The organism is Enterococcus sp. E5-37 (assembly GCF_035726925.1).
GTDB lineage: Bacteria > Bacillota > Bacilli > Lactobacillales > Enterococcaceae > Enterococcus_B > Enterococcus_B faecium.
This window is the reverse complement of the sequence record NZ_JAPMLG010000016.1, coordinates 14326-39744: the sequence shown is the minus strand read 5'-3', so window position 1 is coordinate 39744 and position 25419 is coordinate 14326. Positions and strand designations below refer to the sequence as shown.

Below are 25419 nucleotides of genomic sequence, written 5' to 3'. Positions count from 1 at the left end.
GCTCGTTTGGTGTAAGATGGGTATAAGTCATTTATGTTCACTCTCCTTGTATGCTTTAGCGGGTATTACAATTTGAGTGTAACATAAATGGCTTTTTTATTTGTCTCGCTTAATTATACAAACGGCGCTGAAAGAAAGCGCATACTTAAAACTAACAGAAGGAAAGTGAAAAAAATGGAGGAGTCATTTCCTAAAGCAGTAAAAGTAGAAAATATAGCGAATATTTTGAAAGTTACATTTGAAAACGGAGAAGTAAAATACGTGAAATCTCATTGGACAGAAGAGATAACTGATGCCTTGCAATTTGGAAAAAAAGGAAGAGGAAAAAGAAAAAATCTTCTCGCACTTTCTCGTAATATGTGGATTGGCTCAGAGGTGAGGATCGAAGACGATGGCACTGTGATCCTGAATGGAAAAGACAAGTATACGCCAGAAGAGTTATGGTACGAAGGAAAGAAAAGGATACCAGAATTATAAAAAATAATTAGAAAAAAACAGCGCGAAACAAGGAACATATTACTTCCTCGTTTCTTGCTGTTTTCTACTATTTCAGCGCTCTTATGACTTAAAACTAAATGTGGCTGTCACAACCTTATTCTGCACGCAAAGCGATAGCGGCGTCTTTTTTCGCTGCCATTCGTGCAGGAAGATGACCGCCAAGCATCGTCAATATAGTAGAGACGATCACTAGAATAATCGCATGGACAGGATTTAGTTGAGCAACATTTTTTAGATCCGTCATGTTGTATAACATGCTATTGATAGGGAATGTAGCTAGCCATGCAATAAACACACCTAATATCCCGGAAGAAATACCTAAAATACACGTTTCTGCGTCAAATACGCGAGTGATGTCTTTTTTACGTGCACCTAAAGCTTTTAGTACACCGATTTCTTTTGTCCGTTCAATCACAGATGTATAAGTAATGATACTGATCATGATCATACTTGTTACTAAAGAGATCCCTGCAAAAGCAATAAGGACATAAGTGATAGCATCCATCAATCCGCCAGTCAGTTCAGTCATCGTTCCAGCTAAATCAGTATAAATGATTTTATCTTCATCTGATTTGCCCTTATTGTAATCATCTAGATAATCCAAGATCTTTTCTTTGTCTTCAAAATTGTTTGGATAAATCATGATACTTGAAGGCAAACTGTCTCCGCCTAAATAACTAAGCAATGTTTGTTTGGTATTTTCGTCAACTTTTTCAGTAGTTAAGACATTTACATCACTGTCTCTTTGAGCTTTGACGATTTCTGATTCTTTGTTTTCGTTGACGATTTGAGTCGTTAATTGATCGCTATAAGCGATTCCTGGAGATAAGAGATTCATTGTAGAAGAAGATTTCACGCGTAGGATCGCCGAGATCTTCAATTCATCAGAAGCATTCTGATACATCGCATCATAATCTGTATTAGGGATAAAATTCCCAGTTGGAAGTTTTGTATAGTAAGTATTGTTGTTTACTAATTTGAATGTTGTACCGACGATATCATCAAAATCAAGTTTTTCGTCTTCTTTCACATCAAATCCAAGATTCTTCAATGCGTTGATATTAGTATTATTATTGCCGTCTACGATCAGCACGACATCTGTTGCTGAGGCTGGATAACTTCCGGCAAGTAAAGAATAATTGTCTTTTAAAAAGTTTTCTTTGCTAGTGTCAAGCTGTGTAGGGAAATTTGAAACTCCCACACCTGTCATTGCTGACATCGTACTAGATAAAGAAAGAGATTCCGTATCAGGATTTTGATTCGAGAAGCTGACAGGCTGTACTTTGCCATTTACATCACGTAAAAGATTAATTCCTGTTGTACGAGTAAATCCGATATTATTACTTAAGTTAGGATCGATGTCTGTTACGTAATCGACGTATGTTTGATCAATCTTATTCGTGTGCTGTGCTTTATCTTCTTCGCTGACTTTTGCAGTAATCGTTTTGCTCTCTGGATAATCCGCTTTGCTTGCACCCAATTCGGCATCGTCACGAGTCTGGTTAGTTGTTACCTTAGAAATAGTAATCGGAAATTTCGCCATCGTTTCAGCTTGCGTGTTATCGATTTGTTTTTGGAATCCAGAAGAAAGGGACAGAACGATCGCGATTCCGATGATCCCAATACTGGAAGCAAAGGAGGTCAAGAAAGTACGTCCTTTTTTTGTTCGGATATTGTTGAAAGAAAGCTTCAACGCTGTCCAAAAACTCATCTTTGTTCTGCGTAAGTTAAATTGATCATCTTTTGGTCGTTCGATGTGAGGATGGGAATCTGTTAAGATCTTACCATCAGAAAATTCAATGATCCGATCTGCATATTGATGGGCCAGTTCAGGATTATGTGTGACCATGATCACTAATTTTTCTTTCGATAACTCTTGGATCAATTCCATGATCTGGATACTTGTTTCTGTATCTAAAGCTCCGGTTGGTTCATCGCACAAAAGGATATCTGGGTCATTGGCTAGTGCTCGAGCGATAGCCACCCGCTGCATTTGTCCACCAGATAACTGATTTGGCTTTTTATGCATATGATCTGTCAAGCCGACCCGGTGCAATGCATCTTCTGCCCGTTTTCGTTTTTCGTCTTTAGAAACACCACTTAATGTCATCCCAAGTTCAACGTTTTCAATAATGCCTAGATGACCAATCAAGTTGTAACTTTGAAAAATGAAACCGATAGAGTTGTTTCGGTAGGCATCCCAATCACTGTCCTTAAAGTCTTTAGTAGACTTTCCGTTGATCACCATATCACCGGAATCATAATTATCTAGTCCACCAATAACATTCAGCATAGTCGTTTTACCAGAACCACTAGGACCTAAAATTGCTACGAATTCTTTTTGTCTGAAAGCGACAGACACACCATCCAATGCTTTGGTGGTGGTTTCGCCGACTTTATAATATTTTTTTATATCTTTTAATTGAAGCATAATCACCCTTCTCCCGTATTGAAATATTCGGTATACTAATAAGTATATCAGAACAATGATCGTAGTATACGAAATAAATGTTAACTGAAGATGAACTACAAGAAAAAATCTAGAAATTTTTCAAAAAACAGAGGGAGATCAATGAATCGTATTTTAGTAGTAGAAGATGATCCGCAATTACAGTTGCTTTACCGTTCTGTGTTGGAACGAGCGGGCTTTTCAGTCATCACCGCACTGAATGGAGAGGATGCGCTGAAAAAACTAGAAGCGACACATATAGAATTGATCATTACAGATGTCATGATGCCTGAAATGGATGGCTATGACTTGGTAGGATCATTACGTAACGCCAGATTCGACGTGCCAGTTCTGATGATTACAGCAAAGGCTGATTTCGAGGACAAGAAACGTGGGTTCAAATTAGGTGCAGATGATTATATGACAAAACCCATCGATGTCAATGAAATGATCCTGCGTGTGGAAGCATTGCTTCGACGTTCAAAAATCAATTACAGCAGTATCTTGACGATTGGGCAAACAAAATTAGAGCTGGATACTTATACAGTGGTACAAAATCAGCATTCTTTTATTCTGCCTCAAAAAGAATTTCTGCTTCTGTATAAATTACTGTCTTATCCAAACAAGATTTTCACTCGCCAGCAGTTGATGGACGATATTTGGGGATTAGACACGAATACAGAAGAACGAACGATCGATGTACATATCAAACGTTTAAGGACCCGTTTTGAAAAGACAGAAGATTTTCAAATCATCACAGTACGGGGACTAGGCTATAAGGCGGTTATTTAAAGATGAAAAAGAAGCTATTTTCACAATTATGGATCTATTTTGCTAGTATCGTATTTATTTCGATCTTAGTAACACTGCTGTGTTTTCTTGGTTTTATTTTCTTATTGTCTCGACATTCTATCTCGCCTGCTGAATCGGCTGGAAAACCAACGTTATACCCGTTATTCGTCTTTGCGGGGTTCAGTATGGTCGTGGGTACAGGAATATCGATTTTTGTTGGGCGGCGTATCCTGCATCCAATCAGTGCGCTAGGGACAAATATGAGTCTGGTAGCAACGGGAGATTTTTCGATTCGAATGGATGAACAGCAGAAAGTAGCAGAAGTACAGCAACTGTATAAAGATTTCAACGTTATGGTCCAAGAACTCAATAGTATCGAGACACTGAGGAATGACTTTGTGTCCAGTGTATCCCATGAATTCAAAACACCACTAGCAACAATCCAAGGATATGTTCAATTGTTACAAGCCCCAAATCTTTCTGACGAAGAACGCCAAATATTTTTATATCGGGTCATCGAAAGTATCACGCAGCTTTCACAATTAACAGAGAACATTTTAAAATTGAACAAACTGGAAAACCAGCGTATCCAACTGGAAAAGAAAGAGTATCGATTAGATGAACAAATCAGAGAAGTAATCGTTTTTTTGCAGCCTAAATGGGAAAAAGAACAGCTAGAATTGGATATCGAACTTGCTGCAGTAAACTATACAGGTAATGAAGAGTTTTTGTACCAAGTGTGGCTGAATATCATGGATAACGCCATAAAGTACAATCAAGTCAATGGAAAGATTCATATCAAATTATTTGAGACAGCCACAGAGATCGTACTGGAAGTGACCGATTCAGGTGTAGGAATGAATGAAGAGACCCGAGATCGAATGTTTGAAAAATTTTATCAAGGAGATACAAGCCGTCAGATTTCTGGGAATGGACTAGGGCTTTCACTGGTCAAAAAAATTCTAGAACTACATGATGGACGTATCGATTATAGCAGTATCGAAGGAGTAGGAACGACAGCAATAATACGTTTAAGCAAATAATAGGAAAAAAGAACAAAATCCCTAAAAATTCTAGTGAAGGTTTTTAGGGATTTTTAGACGTTTTTTTGTGATTAGCGAATTGCTCTTAATGTTCTTCCGGCATAAAATCGCTGATCTTCTATTGAAATACGAGAAACGTTAGATGTGTCATTGAATCAATGGCACGATGTAAGAAAGAGAGCGAAAGTCATGCGTCGCTCTCTTTTTTTGGGTGGATAGATGGACAGAAAATGTAGGGCTTAGTTTTCTTCTTGATTCAAATACTCCCAAAATGTATCTGAAGCCAAAGAATGTTCACCGACTTTACGAGTAAATGCGAGATAACTCTCTGTTGTTGGAGAAATAGGGAGAATCACAGTATTTTCTTTTAATAGATTCTTGACTGTTTTTTCCATAACAATAGCAATCCCCATGTCATTTGCAATCATATTGATGATCAAGTCGATTCTTGCTCCTTTATAAGAGATTTTTGGTTCAAATCCAGCTTCGCGACACAGATCCAGTACAGGTTGATACAAGTTCGTAGTGGGGCCAAGGAGCAAAAAGTTCTCCTTTTTCAGTTCGCTTAGATCCAATTTCTTTTTACTAGCTAAAGGATGATTTTTAGGTAGAACTGCTACAAAATCGTCTGTTTCAGTAGGCAACCACTCAATCGAACTCGGCGGGGCCTGGAAACTTCTAGCAAAGTGGATCGTGTCACTATGTTCATTGGTATCATTGTAAGTTAATTCGACACTTTCCACTTCTTTCAACTGGACTGTAAATTCAGGATGGCGTTTCAAAAAGTCGGTGATTTTGGAAAAACCTTTATAATTGATCATTGTCGGTATCGTTAAGATATTTAATGAAAGATTGTTGTCTTTCGTATAGGTTTCAAGCACTTCTTGCATAGCATGGTATTGTTCTACGACATTTTTTACATACGGGAGCAATAAGCTTCCAGCTTCGGTCAATTCGATTTTTCTATGGGCGCGTTCGAATAATTTGACGTCTAATTCTGTTTCTAACGAAAGAATCTGTTTAGAAATATTTCCTTGGGTGGTGAATTGTCGATCAGCAGTTTTGGTGAAATTCATTGTTTCGGCTAAATCAAGAAAAACTTCGAATTTATGGATATCCATCATATTCCTCCTACTTATTCCAATAAAGAATACTTTAACACAAAAAATGAATTGGTGTAATCTTCTCTGTCTGTTACAATCTTTCTTGCAGCGAAAGCAATAATTACAGAAATTTTTCTGATTTTTTTCGCTTCATAGAAAAAGAGAGGAGTTTTTTGATGCCAACTGGAGTTTTGATCAATGTAGGTTCCGTTTTGCTTGGCGGACTAATTGGCGGATTAGTAGGAAATAAATTAAGTGAACATTTTAAAGCACAGCTGACGATGGTTTTTGGTGTGTGTTCGATGGGGATGGGAATCTATTCCATTGCGCCGATGAAAAATATGCCGGCTGTTATTTTTGCTTTAGTGATAGGAACAGCGATTGGTCTGATTGTTCATTTAGGTAATGGGATAAATAAGGGGGCTTCGCTGATGCAAGTACCTATTTCTAAAATCTTCCCTAGTGAAAAGCTTGGTATGACCCACGATGAATTTATCAGCACATTAGTGACGGTCATTGTTCTATTTTGTGCAAGTGGTACGGGGATCTATGGAAGTTTAGATTCTGGGATGACTGGAGACAGTACGATTTTGATTTCTAAATCTGTCCTTGATTTTTTCACAGCAGCTATTTTTGCGTGTAATTTAGGGTATGTCGTTTCTGTAATAGCAATTCCCCAATTCATTATTTTTTATATTTTGTTCTTATTGGCAAAATTTATTTATCCATTGACTACACCAGACATGATCTTAGATTTTAAAGCTTGCGGCGGATTCTTGATGGTCGCTACCGGTTTTAGAATGATCAACGTGAAAATGTTCCCAGTAGCTGACATGATACCTGCAATGATCGTTATCATGCCACTGAGCTGGATGTGGACAAATTGGATTATGCCACTGTTATAATAAAAATCAAAGAGAAGTCATTTTTTGCTGACTAAAAAGGATCAAATCTTTTAGTCAGTTTTTTTGTATTTGACAAACTGATTTTGAAACTATATTATATGTTGTATAATATAGATTGAAATAAAATATTACACTTGAGAATAGAAGGTGACGTAATGCACATCCAGATTCCAACTGTTCTTCTTGATGGTACTGTGTTAGCAGCATTAAGCAAGGAAGATATGTATGGGTATGCCTTAACAAAAATCGTACAAGAAAGTCTCTCTGTCAGCGAATCTACACTATATCCGGTTTTGAGAAGATTGAAAAAAGAAGGATATCTTGAGACCTATGATGAACCTTTTGAAGGCAGAAACCGCCGATATTACTCGTTGACACCAATGGGAAGTCGTCATTTAGAAGAAATTATTGATGAATGGATTGTTTTTCGAGATTCTTTAGACCGGTTATTGGAGGAGAGCACAAATGAATGAATATTTGAATGAAGTTGTGGATCATCTTCAAGAAATTCCTGAAGACGATCGTTTTGATTTGATCCAGTATTATGAGGAATATTTTTTAGATTCTGGAAAAACATTAGATCAGATCATTGATGAATATGGTACGCCAAAGCAGTTTGCCTTAAAATTAAAAATCAGTTACTTTTCAGAAGAAGAACAAGCAGAAAACGAGTTAGTGAAAAATCCAAAAAGACAAATTCGCCTGATTTGGTTAATCATTATCGGTTTATTTGCTTCTCCTGTCCTCATTCCACTAGCATTGGGGTTTATATTGGTTATTGGGGGACTATTGGTTGCTTTACTAGCGCTCATTTTTAGTATCTATGTTTTATGTATCAGTATCTTAGGTGTTGGCCTATTCATGATCATCTCAGGAATCAGTGTGTTTGGACAATCGATTCTGAGTGGATTATTCTTTATCGGTGTCGGTCTGTTCGCCACAGGAAGCGCAGTATTTATTTCGCCACTGTTGCTGAAAGGAACAAAAGGGCTTTTTTATGTCATGATGAACTTTGTTAAATGGATGGGACGACGTTTTATTACAAAAAGAGATCTGCATTCAGCGGGCGTTTGAAGGAGGACACATAAATTGAGATTGAAACATTTTTTGATTACCGGTATTGGTCTGATGCTTACTGGTGGCCTCCTAGCAGGTGCAACTTATACATTAGGCGCTCAAAAGAGTCTGACTTGGGATAATGGCCCTCGGTTGATCGATATGGTTACTGAGACAAAAAAAATCAAGGATGCAAACAAAATCGTCATCCATGCAGAAAATCAAACAGTTTCGGTCATACGCGGATTGGATTTTGAGATAAAAACGACTTATGATAAGACAGAAAAGCCAGAAATAAAGGAGAAAAATGGCGTGTTGACTGTGAATGCAGTCAAAAAATCAACAGGTGCAATCATTAGTTTAGAAGACACAAGTGCACAAATCACTATTGTTGTCCCTGCAGATTATGAATTATCTGAATTGACAATCGAAGGGAATAATAGTGCAATTGATATCAACGAAGTATCAATCAAAAAAGTGAATACTAAGACACATGATGGCTGGGTATCGTTCAATGAATTTACAGGAGGAACAATAACTGCGAAAGATGAATTAGGCTCACTTCGACTAGATGAGGCCAATGTGGATAACTTGATCGTCACAGGTGAAAACAGCAACTTCCATCTAGAAGACAGTTTGATCAGTAAAGAAGGAAAAGTCATCCTAAACGGTGGTAATTTATCTTTGCATGAGATGGAAAACAGTGGCTATACTATCCAAACGTCTGGTGAATCTTATATTGAAAAAGACTACCAGCCAATAACAAATACTTTGTTAGAACAAGGACAGAAAAAGCTAAAGATCACTGCTAAAGACACATCGATCAATATTACGACGGATCAAGAGGACAATGAAACAGATTGATCCTGTACTCAACTGGATATTTTAAGAAAAAACAGCAAAGATCCTTCCAATCTTTGCTGTTTTTCATCGCTTAACGCACATAACTATAGTAAAATAAGAAAGAAAATATCTAAAAAGAAAACAGGGTGAAAGAGTATATGAAGGTAGAAGAAGGTCAAAGAGAAAAGTTAAAGACAGAAATGGAAAGATTACATACTTATATCACTCAACTAAGCCAAACCTTCTATGATCCAGACAAAGAAAAAGTGATGGTTAATTACCCGAACAATTCAGAAGGTCGTCAATTAGAGCAAGTATACCATGAAGTTTTCAAACATTTATTGACGGTGAAGAAAGAGCTGGATTATTATTCTTTACCGATTATCGATACAGGAATATTGAAGTATGATGGGAAGAAGGAACGATTTATCTTTAAATCTGTTCGGGAAGATTTGCCTCTTTCAGCAGGGATGGATCTAGAGATCTTGGTAGAAGACTATTTTACAGAAGAAAAGCACTGGGTTCGAACAAAATTGGATTATTTACCGCAGGCAGCCGGAGGGACACAGGCAAGCGGTTGGTACATCACTGAAGACAAAGAGTTAGAACTAGAAGGTGTAATGGCGCGTATTCGAAAAAAAAATTAAAAAAGTAACATTAGATATTTATTGAAGGATAAAGGAGCGCAGGAAGTAGCATGAGAGAAAAAAGAGCATTTTATATCAATGGTTATGCAGGGATTGTCGGATTGGTCGTATTAGCTTTAGTTGGATTGTTTTTCTTCTATTTAGGCATGTGGCAAGCGAAAGTTTGGGCACTTTTTTTAAGTATTTTTCTTTGGTTGATCACGTTATTGTTGTTAAGTTCGGCAACTGTAGTCAGTCCTAATCAAGCAAAAGTAATTTTGTTTTTTGGACAATATTTAGGTACGATTCGAGAAAATGGCTTTTTCCTTACGATACCTTTGGCACAAAAAATGACTGTTTCGTTGAAAGTTCGGAATTTCAATAGTTCTGTTTTAAAAGTCAATGATTTGGATGGAAACCCCATCGAAATCTCAGCAGTAGTAGTCTTTAAAGTCGTTGATACAGCAAAGGCATTATTCGATGTAGCGTATTATCAAGATTTTGTAGAAATCCAAAGTGAGACAGCCATTCGGCATATCGCTAGCCAATACCCGTATGATACATTCAATGAGAATGATTTGACGCTTCGAGGAAACACGACGGCAGTGTCTGACGAGTTGCAAAAAGAGCTGCAAGAGCGTTTAGCAGTAGCAGGTGTCGAAGTAATCGAAACACGCTTGAACCATTTAGCCTATGCAACAGAAATCGCTAGTGCCATGCTCCAACGTCAACAAGCAAAAGCCATTTTGTCTGCTCGACAAACCATTGTTGAAGGAGCTGTCACAATCACTCAAATGGCCTTAGAGCAAATCGAAGATGGACAAGAAATCAATTTCACCGATGATCGGAAAGTCCAATTGATCAATAATTTACTTGTCTCAATCATTACAGACAAAGGAACGCAACCTGTTATCAATACAGGCGACATGAAAGACCGTAAGTGACATACTTTTTGTAAGATAGGAAGAAGGAGTTTAGGACGGATTATTGTCTTGAACTCTTTTTTAGTTGTTTTAAAGAAAATGACAAAATTGAAAGAAGAATGATAGTTGATTCGAAGGCAGAATTGTTCGCTTTTTTCTATAATCAGTATATAAAGTAAGAGAGAAGGGGAAAAAGTGAAAAAACTTCTGATCGGTCTACTTGTTTTCATCGTTGTGGTACTTGCAGGGGTGAAAATCGCAGATTACGTAGTTATGGGTGGAGAAGAATACTATGTACAAATTACGACAGATGGTACAAAAACAGTTTCAAAATCAGACTCTGGACAAGAAACAGTCAACTATAGATATATCCTGCCTGGCTATACGAAAGAGGGTAAGGAAAAAGAACTGGACTTCAAGGGACAATTGACTCGACCGCTTCGTAAAGGAGCATATTTAAAAATCACCTGGAACAAAAATAAAGGTGTCACTTCGTATGAAGAAGTCGAAAAAAAAGACGTGCCGAAAACAGCACTGGAAAAACTAATTAAAGGGTAGGGAAAGAAATGAACAAAATAGTCGAAGTACAGAATGTAACAAAAGTATACGGAAAAAACAATGAGAAAAAGACGCAAGCATTAAGCGGCATCAGCTTCGATGTAGAAAAAGGCGAATTTATTGGGATCATGGGCGCTTCTGGTTCTGGTAAGTCGACACTTTTGAATATTTTATCCACATTAGATAAACCAACAGATGGGCATATCCGAATCAATCAAAAAGATGTGACCACATTAAAAGGAAATCAACTAGCAGATTTTCGTGCGAATGAGATTGGCTTTATTTTCCAAGATTTCAATTTATTAGAAAGCTTGACAGCACAAGAAAATATCGCTGTTCCTCTTTCTTTACAAGGCGTCAGACCAAAAGAAATCAAGCAACGTGTCCAAAAAATTGCAGAACGTTTATCCATCTCTCATATTTTGGAAAGCTATCCTTCTGAGATTTCCGGTGGACAAAAACAACGGGTCGCCGCCGCACGTGCATTGATCACACAACCAACGATTCTATTAGGGGATGAGCCTACAGGTGCGCTGGATTCCAAAAGTGCCCGGGATCTTTTAGATACGATGGACGAATTGAATACAAAAGATCATGTATCGATTCTTCTTGTGACGCATGATCCGTTTTCTGCAAGTTATTGCCAACGTATTTTATTCATCAAGGATGGCGGTATCCATCAAGAAGTGAAACGTGGAGATCAAAGCCGTGATTCCTTCTATCGAGAAATACTATCTATTCTTGGAAACTTGGAACAGTAGGGGGAGATTGACTATGCTTTGGAAATTATCACTTACTGGGATCAAGAGCCGTTTAAGAGACTACTTGGTGTTATTCTCAGGATTAGTTATGGCATCTGCTATTTTTTACATGTTTGAATCAATGGCAAGCAACGAAGTTTTTTTGAAAAGTAATACGATCGTTGCGGCTACAGTTATCATTTTCCGATTCGGTTCTGTTTTACTAGGGATCATCACATTCGTTTATATTTTATATGCGAATTCCTTTTTGATGACGATGCGGCAAAAAGACTATGCAATGTTTATGATGCTGGGAGCAAAAGGCAGAAAAATCGCACAGATGATTTTTTCTGAAACATTCTTAGTAGGGATCGCAGCTACTTTAGTGGGTTCAGCTGTCGGTGTAGGATTGACAAGTATCGTCCACCGATTATTAGTGGATCAGTTAGATCTCAATATTTCGCATTTTACACCTTTTAGTATTCACGGGTTGTTGATCACTGTTTTGTTTTTTGCTGTTTTGTTTTTATTAGCTGCTGTTGTCAATGCTTTTTCGATTGTCAAAAAACCGATTTTAGCATTGATTCGTGCGGATCAGACACCAACGAGAATCAAGCAGCATAAATTCTTGTTTTTCCTTGAAGTAGTACTGGGAATTGCTTTTCTAGGCTGCGGTTACTATATGATGAAACACGTGGGGACCTATCAAGTCTTTGGTATAGGAGTAGCCTTAGTTACGATTGTATTAGGAACTTATTTCATTTTCCATTCTGTGATCATTTTCTTTTTATCATTACTAAAGAAATCAGAACAGATTTCATTGAAAAAATTGAACAATTTCACATTGTCACAGTTAAACTTTCGTATTCGTGAATATACACAAATGCTCTCAATGGTCGCTATGCTGTTTGCCTTGGCACTGGGCGCTTTGACGGTAGGATTAGGTTTTAAAAATGAAATTGCAGACTTGACAGAAAACAATTCTGGATATGATCTAGTGATGAATAATCCTCGGGCAGAAGATCAGCAAAAAATCAAAGAACTTTCACCAACACTTTCTGCTTCTTATACTCAAAAAGAAGATGCGGGAACGATTTACTATAATGCAAGTGAATTTGCGGCTCAACCATTGATCATGATAAAACATGAAGATGGAACACCGCCGAAGATCACGAAAGAAAAAGTTCCTGCTGAAAAAATGAATGAACTGACTGTACAAGAGGAACTTCGAAGCTATGAATTGCCGGAACAGCAAGAAAAAGAAATCAAGGTAGTCAGTCAATCAGAATTTGATCAACTGAACTTGCCACAATCCACTTTACAGCTAGTTCAGGTAAAAGACTTCCAAGCAAACCTGAAACCAATCGAAACACTTGTTGCTCAAAATAAAATGAACAATCCATCTTTGCAAAAAGTAGAGTACAGTAACCAGAAATATGAAATGTATGAAGTGTATAATGGTCTATTCTCTGGTTTTGAATTTATGGGATTCTTCCTAGGTTTAGCTTTCTTGACCATGCTTGCTAGCTGTTTGATGTTCAAGATCTTGTCAGGAAGCAAGAGTGACATTGCTCGTTATGAAATGCTTGAAAAGATAGGAACACGACGCGGGTTGCTTAAACAATCGATCCGTAGAGAAGTAGGCGTGTTATTCTTAGCACCAGGAATCTTAGGTGTAGTCCATGTCTTATTCGGATTACAAATGTTTGGTCTATTCATGCAAAATCCATACAAAGATATTTGGGTTCCGTTTACGATCTTCTTCGTATTGTATTTCATCTACTATGTACTGACGACATGGTTATATACTGGAATCGTATTGAAAAAGAGATTGTGAAAAAGCTGTCCTGCATCAAGTAATAAGAACAGCCAAGCAAAAATAGCTCCTCATATTTTTCGTTTGGTTGGGCTTATTACCGCAGATGCAAGCTTTTGAACACCGTTTGTTCGGAAAAAGAGGTTGTGACAATATTTTTGTCACAACCTTTTTTTCACGGTCTTTTATTAGAATATAGTAAATTTTTTCTCGTTACTCACGGAATAAGCTGTTAAGAAAACGGTTTCCATGTATACTGGAATCAGTGCAAATGAAAGAAAAGAGGGTGCAAGGAACATGGAAATCAATGAACAAAATTTTGGCGAAAACTATCACTTGATTACGATCACGAATCAAAATGGGACAGCTTTGTCTGTCAGTGATCTTGGGGCACGGGTTGTTCATTTTCAAACAATAATCGATAATGAAAAACGAGAGTTGATCTTAGGTTTTGATGAAGCAAAAGAATATCTAGAAAAAGACCCTTATATCGGTGCTTCAATCGGACGTATGGCTGGACGTATCACGAATGGCACATTCAAATTAGATGATGAAACGTTCGAAGTAAAAACAGACCCGGACACTGGTCATTGTTTACATGGTGGTGCACCTAGCTTTGAAGCCAAGCAGTGGCATTATACAGTTATCAATGGTGAAAACGAAGCATCGGTCATTTTCTATCAGACTAGCCCAGACATGGAAAACGGATTTCCTGGAACTTTAGATGTAGAAGTACGGTATACGCTGACGAACGATGATACATGGCGAGTGACGGTCCAAGGGATCAGTGACCGCAAAACAGTATTCAATCCTACAAATCATGTCTATTTCAATTTAACTGGTGATCCAGCACAGTCAATCGACGAACATATACTTTGGTTGAATAGCCGATTATTTGCTACGCTCAATAAAGATACAACGCCTACAGGAGAAGTAGTTTCAGTAAGTGGCACAGCATTTGACTTCCAACGTCCTAAAAAATTAAGTGAGGTCTTTGCCAGTGATTTTCGCCAATCAATGATAGTGGGCGGTATCGATCATCCATTTTTGTTGAAAAAACAATCTGGTTTACTAAATGCTGCGGAATTGACAAGCCCAGATGAAAAAGTATCGATCCAAGTAAAAACAGATGCTTCAGGAATCGTGATTTTTACAGCAAATTTTGGAGAAGATGGACCGGAAATGCGCGGGAAGAAATTAGTAAATCATGGCGGTATCACATTTGAGACTCAAGAACTGCCAGGAGCGGAGCGGCTTGAAAGTTTTGGAGATGTCACTCTGGAACCTAACCAAGTACGCGAGTTTGTAACGGAATACAAAATAAATATAAAGAAATAGAATAAATTAAAAAAAGGGGATGTGACATTGTCACACTCCCTTTTTTTAATTTATTCTATTTCTTTAAAGGTAGATCAAGCCAGAATGATTTGTCTAAACTTAACAAGGTTAGTAAAGGAACAGTTGTAGCTTTAACTGTACGAGTAGTTGTTTCTGGCATCTGTCTTGCCGTAAAATTGTTCCACAAATCCCAGATTGAAGCGACACGGAAGATGGAAGAAGCGTTGTTGACGCGTTTTATCGTTGAAAATTCTAATCCTGTGATTGGTACGCCATCTGTTGTCCATTTGATTGGCACATCGAATCGCTTAGACATGTTAAGGATATCAGTATTTGCTTCTTCAGTTGCTGCTTCTTTTTTTGGTTCATCATATTTTGTCAGGTCGTACGCTTCGATGATCGCGTTCAATTTTTGTGAATATTGGCGATCTGTAGCATAACGTCCTTCCAAATATTTGGTTGCTTCTTTGTAGTCTTTTGTTTCCGACTTCCAAGTTGGTTTGTAGAAATCAGGATTGCCAGTCAGTCCATTTTTGATCAAGTCGGCATAGTCTTCCAAACTTTCCTTGTAAGAAGGATATTTACGGAATTGTGCGCGGATTTGGTAGCTTTGTCCGGAACTATCTTGTTCAAGTGTATTGAAGGTCACGCTGCTTCCTTTATATGATCCTTTGATACCAAAAAGGTTATGATTTGGTTCGCTTGATAATAAGCTGTTTCCAGATCCACTTTCAAGGATAGCTTGAGCCATCATAACTGACGCATAGATCCCTTCTTTTTGGCCGATTTCTTGGGCATCATCCGCAATCTTTTTCAAGAACTGATCAGTTGTTTGGTTTTGACTGAAATGGAACGAGCCATCTAATCCATCTAAAATAGATGAACCTGTTAGCGAGCCTGAAGCAGCAGGTAAACCTGCTAAGTTTACTCGGACAGCAAAATCAGGCGTGAAATCTGAAATAGAAGTTACTCGAACTTTATCTCCTGGTTGGGGCGCATGGATGAATTGTCCGTTCCCAATATAGATACCTACATGGTGAGTAACACCGGAAGAAGGTCCCCAGAAGACGAGATCGCCAGGTTGGGCCTGACTTACTGGAATCTGCGTACCTGCATATTGCTGTTCGCCTGTCCAGCCACCGATATAATGACCGGTTGCTTTCATATATACGTAATAAGTCAAACCAGAACAGTCAAAAGTATTTGGACCTTTTGCTCCCCATACATATGGTTTTCCAAGATGCTTGAATGCTTCTCGAACGATTGCTTGTTGGACATTCGTTGTATTTGTAGGCAATACAGCATCAATTGGTGATTTTACAACAAAATCAGAAGAAGCAGAAGATGGATTCTCTATACCGCTTTGATTTGCTGTATTTGGACGAGATGAAGCATTGTTCGTTCCGCCATTCGATGAACCATTGTTTGGATGGTTTGGTTCTCTCTGAGTATTTCCATTGTTATTCGATCCAGATGGGTTTGTTTGATTCGAAGAATTCCCGTTGTTCGAATTATTGTTATTATTGTTTGAATTATTTGAACCATTATTATTGTTGTTATTGTTGTTATTACCCACATCTGGTTTGTTTGGCGTTTCCGGATCTGGTGTACTAGGGACTTCTTCACTAGGATCAGTTGGTTTCTCTGTTGAAGTATCCGGTACAGGTTCAAATTCTGCAGTAATAGATAAATTGTTCGTACCTACTGTAAAGGTCTTTGCATCATAATTTACTTCTTTGGCACCATTAACAGCGACTGAAGCAATTTGTTCGCCTTCAGCTGGCGTAATAGTGTAAGTTACCTTCGTTTCCGCTGATAAACCTTCTACCGTTCCACTTTCCGTAATATCCAGAGGTTGCTGTTCAGGGGAATCCGCTGTCGAAGCAGTCAGTTGGATCTTACCAATCAAAGAAGGAGCAATTGTAAGGGAATATGTTTCGGCTGGCTTTTCATTTTCTGATGGATCAGCCGGATCAATTTCAGTTGGTTCGGTCGATCCTGTTGTTGAGTCAGTTGTTCCAGTTGGGTCTTCTGTAAAAGAATCCGTTGTTTCACTAGTAGCTGAGCTGGATGTAGTCGTATCTGTTGTGACTGTTTGATCAGTTGTTTGATTATCTACGGCAAATACGGTATTGGTCGACAAAACAGACGGAGCAATCAGCCAAGTAGCAGCTAGCAAACGTATCGTTTTTTTATTTTTCATAATAAACTAGTCCTTTTCCTTTCATTGATTTTCTGTCTTATTTAGCATTCATTAGACATTTTTTGGAACAGATAATCGTGTCGAAAAGCTTTTTCTTTTCATAAATCTGTCTGTGTATGCTAAATAAAACAATTTGTAAATAAGCAACGAGCATTCATTCGTTTTTCTTTGACGTTCATTTTATTGCATAGACCACCTTTGTTTGGGGATAAACAAGTGGGGATAAAAATGGTTATGCATATGTAAATTATACCAAAGTTTGGAAAGTATCACAAAAATTTATAAAAATAATGATCCTAAAAAGAAAAAGACTGAAATATGTGATAAACATCTCATACTTCAGTCTTTTTCATTAACTATTCATAAGACATTAGGTCTTCATCAAACCCGCTAACGAGAGTAGTGATCATTGCTACGACTAGACTAACAGCCAGTCCTGCTAAGTACCAGAAAAAAGTACCGGAAATGAATGCAGGCAATGTGGTCAGACTACCAAATACAAAAGCGATCGCTTTCACTTGGGCAAATCCCATTACAGCTCCACCAGCAGCTGCACCAATGCAAGCAGCAACAAATGGTTTTTTCAATGGGATCGCAATTCCGTAAACAGTTGGTTCGGTTACTCCCGCAAGTAAAATCGAAGCAAAAGCAGAACCGGAGATCGAACGGGTTTTTGAACGTTTACTTCGTAGAAATACACCTAAAGCTGCACCAGCCATTCCAAAATTGGCTGCTCCTGTCAACGGAACGATTCGGTCGAACCCATAAGCAGAGATATTACTGATCATGACAGGGTTTACAGCCCATTGGATACCAAATATTACCAAAATATTCCAACCACCAGCGATGATTGCGCCGCTGATCGGTCCGTTAATATCCATCATCCAAGTAATTGCGGCAGCTAAACCTTCGCCAAGATAAACACCCGCAGGCCCGAATACCATTAACGTCAAAGGAACCGTGATAACTAATGAAAGTAAAGGTACAAATACTAATTGCATATTTTCGCGAATATATTTTTTGAGGAATTTTTCAACAAAAGAATAAAAGAAAATACCTAAAATTGCCGGCATGACAGTAGACGTATACTGCATCAGTACTACAGGAATCCCCAGAAAATCAGTAGCTGCTTTGCCACTGTCTGAAAGTAAAGAGGTCAGATTCGGTTCAATCAGTGCTGCAGCAATGACAGCCGCAATATATCCATTCACTTTAAATGTTTTGGCGGCAGAAAAAGCAAGAAAGATTGGCAGAAAATAAAAGACGGCATTCGACGCAGCAGACAAAATATGATAAGTTCCGCTTGTTTCACTAAGCCAGCCAATCGTAGTCGCTAAAACAACCAGACCTTTTAATATACCAGAACCGGCAAACAGTGGAATGATCGGCGTAAAGATTTCCGATATCAAACCAAATAGTTTTTCGATCGGATTTAGCTTTTCTTTCGGAGCTGAATGATCGATTTGACGCGTCAATTCCTTGTAAGCAGGAGCCAATCCCTGATCCATGATTATTTCTGCATATCTATCGAGTAAAATGAAATACTTAATGGAAGGGATTTGCTGTTTTAATTTTTCTGCATTGGCTACTGGCTGTTTTTTCAATTTGATACGAAGCCGAGTCGCACATGGAAGGACAGAATCAATATTGTCTTTTCCTCCCAACTGTTCAATCAGCATATGAATCTGCTCGGACAGTACCATCTGTTCAGGATTCATTGTCGTTTCCATTAGAAGACCACTCCACTCACTAATATAATATTGGCGTAAGGTGTCATTTCGCCTGTACGAATAAATGCATGACAGTTATTCAAATCTTTTTTCATTTCTTCATGTGGGATAAAGCTAATCGGTGTATCTGGTAACAATAATTTGATTTTTTCCAATATTTCCGGGTTCATTGTCTTTATTTCTTCCGCCAATTCAATCGATTGTACCTCAAGTTCTTCTAAAACGTTTTCTAAAACAGATAAAAAACTTGGAAGACCGTTTGAGACAGCCAAATCTATTTTTTCAGTACCAAAGGGGACAGGCATGCCTGCATCCCCGATACTTAATTTATCAAAGTGCCCCATTTGTGCGATTACTCGTGAAATATCTGAATTGATTACTTTTCCTTTTTTCATGTTTGTTTCTTCCTCTCATTGTTAATTTTAGACTGCTGATTGTTCTAAAGCTTCGCGGTAAGGGATAGAAGGTTGCGCACCATAAGACTGCACAGCAACAGAAGAGGCTAGATTTCCATAAAGGATCGCTTCTTTCAAGTTACTAAGGTCTGGCTGAAGTGTGCTGCTTAATGCGCCAATAAATGTATCACCTGCGGCTGTTGTGTCAACGGCATCCACTTTAAAAGCAGGGACGATACCGTGTTCTTTTTCTGTATGATAGAAAGCGCCGGCACTGCCTAGTGTAATGATTACTGTTCCAATACCTAATTCATGGAGTTTTTCGGCTGCTGCGACCAAACTGTTATGATCTGTCACTCTGATTCCTGTAATGATTTCTGTTTCTGTTTCATTTGGTATAATGATATCTGTTTTTTCAAGTAGTTCAGTAGGGATCGTTTCACGAGCTGGTGCAGGATTCAGGATCGTTGTTTTTCCTGCGTCTTTTGCAATAGAAAAAGCTAGGATCGTCGCATCTAAGCTACTTTCAAACTGAGCAATAATAAAGTCACTGTTTGTAATCAGTTGCTTGTTTTTTAGGACTTCTTGTTCATGGAAAGCATTATTTGCACCTGCATGGATCAAGATACTATTTTCTCCTGCTGCGTCTACCATAATCATTGCTTGTCCGGTTGTGGCGCCTTGGATTTCAGCTATCCCAGATGTATCGATGTTTTCTTTTGTCAGTAGATCTAATAACTGTTGTCCTTCGCTGTCAGCCCCAACGCCTCCAATAAAAGATGTCCGTGCGCCTGAACGTTTGGCTGCCACTGCTTGGTTGGCGCCTTTACCTCCGCCAGCGTGAAAAATCTCATGCGCATGCATCGTTTCGCCTGGCTTGGGCATGTTGGTTAAACGAAGGGTAGTGTCCATATTAATACTTCCAATTACTGTAACCGTGTTCATTTCACAAACCTCCAACTATCTCATTTATTTTGATGGGAAAAATTATTTTTTAAAACGTTTTAGTAAAACGTTTTAATAGTTCGATAAAAATATAGCACACCTTGAAAGCTATTTCAAGGGTGCAGTTGAAAATCTTTTTTCTAATCGTACAGGTAATCTTTTTTCTTCCCATTCTTTTTCTGGGAATTGGATCCGATCTAACAATAATTTGGCAGATGTTTGTCCCAATTCGAAGATCGGTTGTGCGATCGTTGTCAGTTTCGGCTTGATATACTCGCACATATCTATATTATCATAGCCAATAATGCTGTAGTCTTCAGGGATGCTTTTTCCAGATTCCTCTAATCCGCGATATAATCCAAAAGCTAATTCATCATTTAAAGCAAACACACCAGTTGCAGCAGAATCAAGAAGTTCTGCTGTGATTTGGTAGCCACCTTGTTTTGAGAACTGTGTAGGTAAGAGGATCAGTTGGTCGTAAGGGATTTGGTAAACATCAAGAGCAGATTTAAACCCCTCAATCCGAGCGTGGACATTTTCCGGCGGATTTTCTGGATAGACAAGGGCGATCGTTTGATGTCCTAGACTAAGCAAGTGCATGCCCGCTAGGTAACCACCGCGAAAATCGTCTGTTCGTACGGCATCACTAAATCCTTCAGATTTTTTCTGATCCAAAACAATGAAGGGCCGGCCTTGTTTTTTCAAATTTTCGTTGATTGCATCTGTAGAGACAGCAGAAGTCGCGATAATGAATCCATCCACACCTCGACGTGTGAGCTCGGCTAGATATTCGATTTCTTTTTGATGATCAGAATCAGCATTACATAATATCGTGACGAAATTCTGCTTATACAAGATATCCTCAATTCCTCGCATCAGTGTACTGAAGAATGGATTCGTGATATCAGGAACGAGTACACCAATTGTTTTCGTTTCCTTGGTAATCATTTGTCTAGCAAAATAGTCAGGCTGATAGCCTAATTCTTCTTTGGCAGCTAAAACTTTCTGAACAGTTTTCGGACTGAATTTCTCCGTATTTCCATTTAATATCAAGGAGACAGTTGTGATTGAAACGCCGGAAAGTTTAGCGACTTCTTTGATTGTGATCTTTTTTTTCACCATGTTCATACTCCTATCTAAATCCTGTGGTTATTTTCCCATGAAATCAAAAAGAAGTAAATGGAAATCACGTGTGCCAGTACTTATTTGCTTTGTTGGATAGCTTCGATTATTTGTTTCGTTGAGCGTACTCGTGCAGTTTTCGGAAATATCTTTTTTATGAACAATTGATGGGATTCTTTGTCACGATCACTGCAAGCATCTTCAGCAAGTACGACATGATACCCATGTTGGAAGGCATCTAATGCAGTAGCATATACACCGTTTGTTGTCGCTACACCGCTTAAAATGATAGTTTCGATTCCACGCCGGCGAAGTTGAAGATTAAGAGAAGTACCAAAAAAGGCACTTGGATTGTATTTTGTGATAGTCAACATATTGTTTGTATCTTTCAAGGAATCCTTCAACAACAAGTCAGTGAATTCTGGAGGTACAGAAGCAGTCATTCCACCCATATCAGTTTGTTGACTCAAATAAGGGAAAGTGGAGATGTCTACGTTCACTAAAACTTTCAAGGCAGCGGTACGTTTCAATGTTCTTACTAACAAATCATTGTTTGTCAGAATAGATGCTGCAGTGTGTGGAGAGAGTGTACCGTTATTTACGATCCCTTTTTGCATGTCGATCGCGACAAAAGTAGTTTTTGATAAATCAAAAATCATATTTTCCTTTAAATCATTCATGATGTTCCTTCTTTCAAATAACAATGTTTTTTATGTAAGTAAATCATAAATCGTTTATTTGTCAACTAAATAAAGGATTCCTTTCTTTAGTCTAGAGAAATTCAGTGGTAAAATAAATAAGTGTGAGAAAACGCATTCGATGCATAGATATAGCGAGAAATATCGTGAAAATGGAGGAATCAGAGTGAAGTATGTCGAAGTAAAAAATGAATACAAACGATACAAAATGGGAGAAACGACCATTACAGCAAATGACGATATTTCTTTTTCAATTGAAAAAGGCGAATTAGTGATTATACTTGGTCCAAGTGGAGCAGGAAAGTCAACGATTCTTAATATTTTAGGTGGGATGGATACACCTGATGAAGGTCAGATCATTATTGATGACACAGATATTGCGCAATTTTCAGATAAACAGCTTACTGCTTACCGACGAACAGATGTAGGGTTCGTTTTCCAATTCTACAATCTCGTTCCTAATCTAACAGCAAAAGAAAATGTGGAATTGGCAACGGAAGTTTCTCCTGATGCGCTTGATCCTGTAGAGGTATTGACGCAAGTGGGCCTAGCTCATCGATTGAATAACTTTCCGTCCCAATTGTCAGGAGGCGAACAGCAGAGGGTTTCAATTGCTCGTGCACTAGCTAAAAATCCCAAACTTCTTTTATGTGATGAACCGACAGGCGCGCTGGATTTTGAAACAGGAAAGCAAGTATTGAAATTATTGCAAAATGCTAGCAGACAACACGGCAATACCGTTTTGATCATTACACATAATTCTGCTTTAGCGCCCATCGCTGATAGAGTCATTCACATTAATGACGCTAAAGTAAGGTCTGTTGAATTAAATGATCATCCTTCATCCATTGATGAGATTGTATGGTAGGGGGATTTTATGAAAACAAGAACATATCTTAAAGCAGGTTTTCGCGAAATTCGGCAATCTAAAGGACGATTTATTGCAATCATCCTTATTGTCATGCTAGGAACACTTTTATTTGTAGGTGTCAAAACTGCTGGACCTGTCATGCAAAAAACGATGGATCACTATGTTGGTACAGCAGGACTTTCTGATTTGCAAATCGTTTCTACTGGTGGCTTGACACAAAAAGATATTGCTCAAGCAGAAAAGATCCCAGATGCAAAAGTAGAAACAGGAAAACAGATCTATTATTCCAATACTGGCAAAAACGAAGTGATTCAAATATTTTCTTATAACAAAAATAACAAGCAGAACAAGCTACAATTAACTGATGGAAAACTCCCGGAAAAACCAAACCAGCTTGTATTGGATGAAAAAGCGGAAGATGAAGGGTATAAAATCGGTGATATTTATCAGATTGATTCAGATGAATTGAAAGAAAAAGAGTATACCATCACGGGCTTTGTCCGTTCTCCATTGTTCATCAACAATTTGGAGAGAGGATACGCGAACGTCGGAAATGGTAGCGTCGATTATTTTGTCTATTTGCCTGAATCCGCTTTTAAAACAGATATTTATTCTGTCTTATATCTTGATTTTACAAACGTAAAGAATTTGAATACGTACAGCAAAGCTTACAAAGATAAAATGGAACACAATCAAGAGAAAGCAGAAAAGTATTTACAAGATCGCCCCGAAGAACGTTTAGAAGAGCTGAAAAAATCGGCAAACGAAGAATTAGAACCGGCACAGCAAAAAATAGCGGATGGCAAAGCACAAACAACGCAAACAAGAACACGGCTAGAGGATGCTAAAAAACAGTTAGCGCAACAGTCAGCAGCTATCCAACAGCTTCCTGAAGCGCAACGAACAATCGCTGTTCAAACATTATCTCAACAAGAAGCTCAACTCGCTGAACAAGAAAGGCAATTAGTTGAGAAAGAACGTGAACTGGCCTCTGCAGAGGAAGAATTGAATCGAAATGCAAAAAAAATTGAAAATTTAACTAAACCATCATACCTATACAATGAACGTTCAGAAAATGTCGGTTTTCAAGAATTTGGTGATCTGTCTGATCGTATCGCTGCGATTGCCAATGTTTTTCCTGTTTTCTTTTTCTTTATTGCCGCATTGATCACCTTTACGACAATGACACGTATGGTAGAAGAAAACCGCAGGGAAATCGGGACATTAAAGGCGTTAGGTTATACGAAAGTTGAAATTGCAAAAAAATATGCAATCTATGCAAGTCTAGCCTCAGGGATAGGCATTGTTTTAGGAACGATATTAGGAACGAATCTTTTGCCAAGGATCATTTTTGAGCTGTCTAACGAGCGGTATGATATTGGGAGTGCGCTTATTTTTTATGACTGGCCGCCGATTTTACAAGCAGCTGCCGCATTCTTCATTGCCGCATTTGGCGCTGCAATGATCGTTTTATTCAAAGATTTAAGAGAACGGCCTGCTGCATTGCTTCAACCGAAAGCACCGAAGCCAGGGAAACGCATTTTTCTTGAATACATCACTCCGCTGTGGTCACGCCTTAGCTTTAATCAAAAAATCAGTTACCGAAATCTCTTCCGATATAAGTCAAGAATGCTTATGGCGATTATCGGAATTGCTGGATGTGCCGGGCTGATGGTTGCAGGCGTGGGATTGAAAGATTCTTTAAGTTCTGTCTCAGCCAAACAATTTGGACCGATCATTGACTATCAAGCAATCGTTACATTGGATTCATCCACGGAAGATAGTCGTCAAAAAGCAGCGGATATGCTGCAGAAGCAAGAAAAAGTAAATGAGATCCTAGCTATTCATACTCAAACCGTAGAATTGAGAAAAAAAGGACATGCTTCGCAAAGTCTGACAGTGATCGTACCAAGTAAAAAAGCTGATTTGGATCGTTTTATCCATTTAACTGATCTTGAAGAGAACCCACGCTCCTTGCCTAAAACAGGAATCGCTATTACGCAAAAAGCAGCAGAACTATTTGACTTATCTACAGGAGATCATATTTCGCTTTATGATGAAGATCAAAAAGAATGGAAAGTCGAAGTAAAAGAAATCGTGAAAAACTATCTAGGTAGCTTTATTTATATGTCCCCTGAATATTATGCTTCAGTTACTGATCAATCGATGATGGATAATGCATTTTTGCTGCGTACAGATAAGATGACAACAAAAGAAGAAGAAATGCTTTCCGAGAAACTGCTTGCCACAGACGCTGTGACAAATACGTCTTTCATGTCCAAACAAATCGAAACGCAAGAAGAATCAATGGCGAACTTAGACTCGGTTGTCTTAATCTTTGTCGTATTATCAGGCCTGCTGGCTTTTATCGTCTTGTATAATCTAACTAATATCAATATTTCCGAGCGTGTACGCGAATTATCTACAATAAAAGTCCTTGGATTTTTTGATAAAGAAGTCACGATGTACATTGTTCGAGAAAATATCATCTTTACTCTTTTAGGAATCATCGGAGGATTTGGTGTAGGATATATATTGACTGACTTCATCTTGCAACAAGCGTCTATGGAGAATGTCATCTTTCCATTAGTGATCACATGGTGGGCTTATGTCTTATCAGCAGGATTAACTATCGTATTTACGGTTATTGTGATGATTGTTACCCATTTCAAATTAAAGCATATCGATATGATTGATGCGTTGAAATCGAATGAATAAAAACAGAGGTTGTGACAGCAGTGGTCAGCTTCAAGAAATAAGAAAAA

The 25419-nt window shown here is 38.2% G+C and carries 23 protein-coding genes; 15 read left to right on the top strand and 8 right to left on the bottom strand.

Translation table 11 applies throughout. The features are described 5' to 3' along the window. Positions 1–165 precede the first annotated feature (165 nt). The gene (locus OS138_RS11550; protein ID WP_442784211.1) at positions 166–477 is read left to right on the top strand and encodes a hypothetical protein; all 312 of its coding nucleotides are present in this window, start codon (positions 166–168) and stop codon (positions 475–477) included. Between the two features lie 115 nt (positions 478–592). On the opposite strand, the gene OS138_RS11545 is transcribed toward OS138_RS11550, so the two are convergent. Beyond that, positions 593–2929 (bottom strand): ABC transporter ATP-binding protein/permease, encoded by a 2337-nt coding sequence (locus OS138_RS11545; protein ID WP_325070146.1) that lies wholly within the window; start codon positions 2927–2929, stop codon positions 593–595. A 141-nt stretch (positions 2930–3070) separates the two neighbouring features. On the opposite strand from OS138_RS11545, the gene OS138_RS11540 reads away from it, so the two are divergent. Both OS138_RS11540 and OS138_RS11535 read left to right on the top strand, forming a co-directional pair. After that, positions 3071–3739, top strand: coding sequence for a response regulator transcription factor (locus OS138_RS11540; RefSeq protein WP_325070145.1), 669 nt, complete (start codon positions 3071–3073; stop codon positions 3737–3739). 2 nt (positions 3740–3741) lie between these two features. Further along, complete coding sequence (locus OS138_RS11535; protein WP_002301716.1) at positions 3742–4782, top strand: HAMP domain-containing sensor histidine kinase; 1041 nt, start codon at positions 3742–3744, stop codon at positions 4780–4782. A gap of 239 nt (positions 4783–5021) precedes the next feature. On the opposite strand, the gene OS138_RS11530 is transcribed toward OS138_RS11535, so the two are convergent. After that, positions 5022–5903, bottom strand: coding sequence for a LysR family transcriptional regulator (locus OS138_RS11530; RefSeq protein WP_086324460.1), 882 nt, complete (start codon positions 5901–5903; stop codon positions 5022–5024). A gap of 158 nt (positions 5904–6061) precedes the next feature. On the opposite strand from OS138_RS11530, the gene OS138_RS11525 reads away from it, so the two are divergent. The 10 genes from OS138_RS11525 (at position 6062) to OS138_RS11480 (ending at position 14690) form a co-directional block, all read left to right on the top strand. Beyond that, positions 6062–6790: a DUF554 domain-containing protein gene (locus OS138_RS11525; protein WP_325070144.1), complete on the top strand. Its 729-nt coding sequence runs from the start codon at positions 6062–6064 to the stop codon at positions 6788–6790. 155 nt (positions 6791–6945) lie between these two features. Next, on the top strand, positions 6946–7263 hold the full coding sequence (locus tag OS138_RS11520) for a PadR family transcriptional regulator (protein WP_002286315.1): 318 nt from the start codon (positions 6946–6948) through the stop codon (positions 7261–7263). Further along, entirely contained in the window at positions 7256–7864 is a 609-nt protein-coding gene (locus OS138_RS11515) for a DUF1700 domain-containing protein (protein ID WP_002286313.1), read from the top strand. The genes OS138_RS11520 and OS138_RS11515 overlap by 8 nt, the downstream gene beginning before the upstream one ends. A 54-nt stretch (positions 7865–7918) precedes the next feature. Next, positions 7919–8710, top strand: a complete 792-nt coding sequence (locus tag OS138_RS11510; protein WP_002321458.1) for a DUF4097 family beta strand repeat-containing protein — start codon at positions 7919–7921, stop codon at positions 8708–8710. Between the two features lie 137 nt (positions 8711–8847). Then, the gene (locus tag OS138_RS11505; protein ID WP_002297406.1) at positions 8848–9336 is read left to right on the top strand and encodes a DUF5348 domain-containing protein; all 489 of its coding nucleotides are present in this window, start codon (positions 8848–8850) and stop codon (positions 9334–9336) included. A 50-nt stretch (positions 9337–9386) separates the two neighbouring features. Then, positions 9387–10259: an SPFH domain-containing protein gene (locus OS138_RS11500; protein WP_002286307.1), complete on the top strand. Its 873-nt coding sequence runs from the start codon at positions 9387–9389 to the stop codon at positions 10257–10259. Between the two features lie 174 nt (positions 10260–10433). Continuing rightward, positions 10434–10796 carry a YxeA family protein gene (locus OS138_RS11495; protein WP_002286306.1) on the top strand — a complete coding sequence of 121 codons (363 nt, stop codon included), beginning with the start codon at positions 10434–10436 and terminating at the stop codon, positions 10794–10796. An 8-nt stretch (positions 10797–10804) separates the two neighbouring features. Further along, on the top strand, positions 10805–11557 hold the full coding sequence (locus OS138_RS11490) for an ABC transporter ATP-binding protein (protein ID WP_002286304.1): 753 nt from the start codon (positions 10805–10807) through the stop codon (positions 11555–11557). Positions 11558–11570: 13 nt separating this feature from the next. Further along, on the top strand, positions 11571–13373 hold the full coding sequence (locus tag OS138_RS11485; protein ID WP_325070143.1) for an ABC transporter permease: 1803 nt from the start codon (positions 11571–11573) through the stop codon (positions 13371–13373). Between the two features lie 276 nt (positions 13374–13649). After that, positions 13650–14690 carry an aldose epimerase family protein gene (locus OS138_RS11480; protein WP_325070142.1) on the top strand — a complete coding sequence of 347 codons (1041 nt, stop codon included), beginning with the start codon at positions 13650–13652 and terminating at the stop codon, positions 14688–14690. Positions 14691–14745: 55 nt separating this feature from the next. Here the strand turns inward: OS138_RS11480 and OS138_RS11475 are convergent, their stop codons facing one another. The 6 genes from OS138_RS11475 to OS138_RS11450 all read right to left on the bottom strand — a co-directional run bounded on the left by OS138_RS11475 (position 14746) and on the right by OS138_RS11450 (position 21765). Further along, positions 14746–16893: a glucosaminidase domain-containing protein gene (locus OS138_RS11475; RefSeq protein WP_325070141.1), complete on the bottom strand. Its 2148-nt coding sequence runs from the start codon at positions 16891–16893 to the stop codon at positions 14746–14748. A gap of 356 nt (positions 16894–17249) precedes the next feature. Continuing rightward, entirely contained in the window at positions 17250–18623 is a 1374-nt protein-coding gene (locus tag OS138_RS11470) for a PTS transporter subunit EIIC (protein ID WP_002286296.1), read from the bottom strand. Beyond that, entirely contained in the window at positions 18623–19018 is a 396-nt protein-coding gene (gene rbsD / locus OS138_RS11465) for a D-ribose pyranase (RefSeq protein WP_002293242.1), read from the bottom strand. Before rbsD ends, OS138_RS11470 begins: the two co-directional genes overlap by 1 nt. 27 nt (positions 19019–19045) lie before the next feature. Beyond that, positions 19046–19963, bottom strand: a complete 918-nt coding sequence (gene rbsK / locus OS138_RS11460; RefSeq protein ID WP_002286294.1) for a ribokinase — start codon at positions 19961–19963, stop codon at positions 19046–19048. A gap of 108 nt (positions 19964–20071) precedes the next feature. After that, on the bottom strand, positions 20072–21085 hold the full coding sequence (gene rbsR / locus OS138_RS11455) for a ribose utilization transcriptional repressor RbsR (protein ID WP_325070140.1): 1014 nt from the start codon (positions 21083–21085) through the stop codon (positions 20072–20074). An 80-nt stretch (positions 21086–21165) separates the two neighbouring features. Further along, positions 21166–21765 (bottom strand): cysteine hydrolase, encoded by a 600-nt coding sequence (locus tag OS138_RS11450; protein ID WP_325070139.1) that lies wholly within the window; start codon positions 21763–21765, stop codon positions 21166–21168. Between the two features lie 184 nt (positions 21766–21949). Between OS138_RS11450 and OS138_RS11445 the strand changes: the two genes are divergently transcribed. Continuing rightward, complete coding sequence (locus OS138_RS11445) at positions 21950–22651, top strand: ABC transporter ATP-binding protein (protein ID WP_325070138.1); 702 nt, start codon at positions 21950–21952, stop codon at positions 22649–22651. Positions 22652–22660: 9 nt separating this feature from the next. Further along, positions 22661–25372, top strand: coding sequence for an FtsX-like permease family protein (locus OS138_RS11440; RefSeq protein WP_325070137.1), 2712 nt, complete (start codon positions 22661–22663; stop codon positions 25370–25372). Positions 25373–25419: the final 47 nt, after the last annotated feature.

What these genes read in the sequence shown, in the direction of transcription:
- OS138_RS11545 (WP_325070146.1), bottom strand. Translation starts at nt 2,929, where the DNA reads ATGCTTCAATTAAAAGATATAAAAAAATATTATAAAGTCGGCGAAACC.
- OS138_RS11540 (WP_325070145.1), top strand. Translation starts at nt 3,071, where the DNA reads ATGAATCGTATTTTAGTAGTAGAAGATGATCCGCAATTACAGTTGCTT.
- OS138_RS11535 (WP_002301716.1), top strand. Translation starts at nt 3,742, where the DNA reads ATGAAAAAGAAGCTATTTTCACAATTATGGATCTATTTTGCTAGTATC.
- OS138_RS11530 (WP_086324460.1), bottom strand. Translation starts at nt 5,903, where the DNA reads ATGGATATCCATAAATTCGAAGTTTTTCTTGATTTAGCCGAAACAATG.
- OS138_RS11525 (WP_325070144.1), top strand. Translation starts at nt 6,062, where the DNA reads ATGCCAACTGGAGTTTTGATCAATGTAGGTTCCGTTTTGCTTGGCGGA.
- OS138_RS11520 (WP_002286315.1), top strand. Translation starts at nt 6,946, where the DNA reads ATGCACATCCAGATTCCAACTGTTCTTCTTGATGGTACTGTGTTAGCA.
- OS138_RS11515 (WP_002286313.1), top strand. Translation starts at nt 7,256, where the DNA reads ATGAATGAATATTTGAATGAAGTTGTGGATCATCTTCAAGAAATTCCT.
- OS138_RS11510 (WP_002321458.1), top strand. Translation starts at nt 7,919, where the DNA reads ATGCTTACTGGTGGCCTCCTAGCAGGTGCAACTTATACATTAGGCGCT.
- OS138_RS11505 (WP_002297406.1), top strand. Translation starts at nt 8,848, where the DNA reads ATGAAGGTAGAAGAAGGTCAAAGAGAAAAGTTAAAGACAGAAATGGAA.
- OS138_RS11500 (WP_002286307.1), top strand. Translation starts at nt 9,387, where the DNA reads ATGAGAGAAAAAAGAGCATTTTATATCAATGGTTATGCAGGGATTGTC.
- OS138_RS11490 (WP_002286304.1), top strand. Translation starts at nt 10,805, where the DNA reads ATGAACAAAATAGTCGAAGTACAGAATGTAACAAAAGTATACGGAAAA.
- OS138_RS11485 (WP_325070143.1), top strand. Translation starts at nt 11,571, where the DNA reads ATGCTTTGGAAATTATCACTTACTGGGATCAAGAGCCGTTTAAGAGAC.
- OS138_RS11480 (WP_325070142.1), top strand. Translation starts at nt 13,650, where the DNA reads ATGGAAATCAATGAACAAAATTTTGGCGAAAACTATCACTTGATTACG.
- OS138_RS11475 (WP_325070141.1), bottom strand. Translation starts at nt 16,893, where the DNA reads ATGAAAAATAAAAAAACGATACGTTTGCTAGCTGCTACTTGGCTGATT.
- OS138_RS11470 (WP_002286296.1), bottom strand. Translation starts at nt 18,623, where the DNA reads ATGGAAACGACAATGAATCCTGAACAGATGGTACTGTCCGAGCAGATT.
- rbsD (WP_002293242.1), bottom strand. Translation starts at nt 19,018, where the DNA reads ATGAAAAAAGGAAAAGTAATCAATTCAGATATTTCACGAGTAATCGCA.
- rbsK (WP_002286294.1), bottom strand. Translation starts at nt 19,963, where the DNA reads ATGAACACGGTTACAGTAATTGGAAGTATTAATATGGACACTACCCTT.
- rbsR (WP_325070140.1), bottom strand. Translation starts at nt 21,085, where the DNA reads ATGGTGAAAAAAAAGATCACAATCAAAGAAGTCGCTAAACTTTCCGGC.
- OS138_RS11450 (WP_325070139.1), bottom strand. Translation starts at nt 21,765, where the DNA reads ATGAATGATTTAAAGGAAAATATGATTTTTGATTTATCAAAAACTACT.
- OS138_RS11440 (WP_325070137.1), top strand. Translation starts at nt 22,661, where the DNA reads ATGAAAACAAGAACATATCTTAAAGCAGGTTTTCGCGAAATTCGGCAA.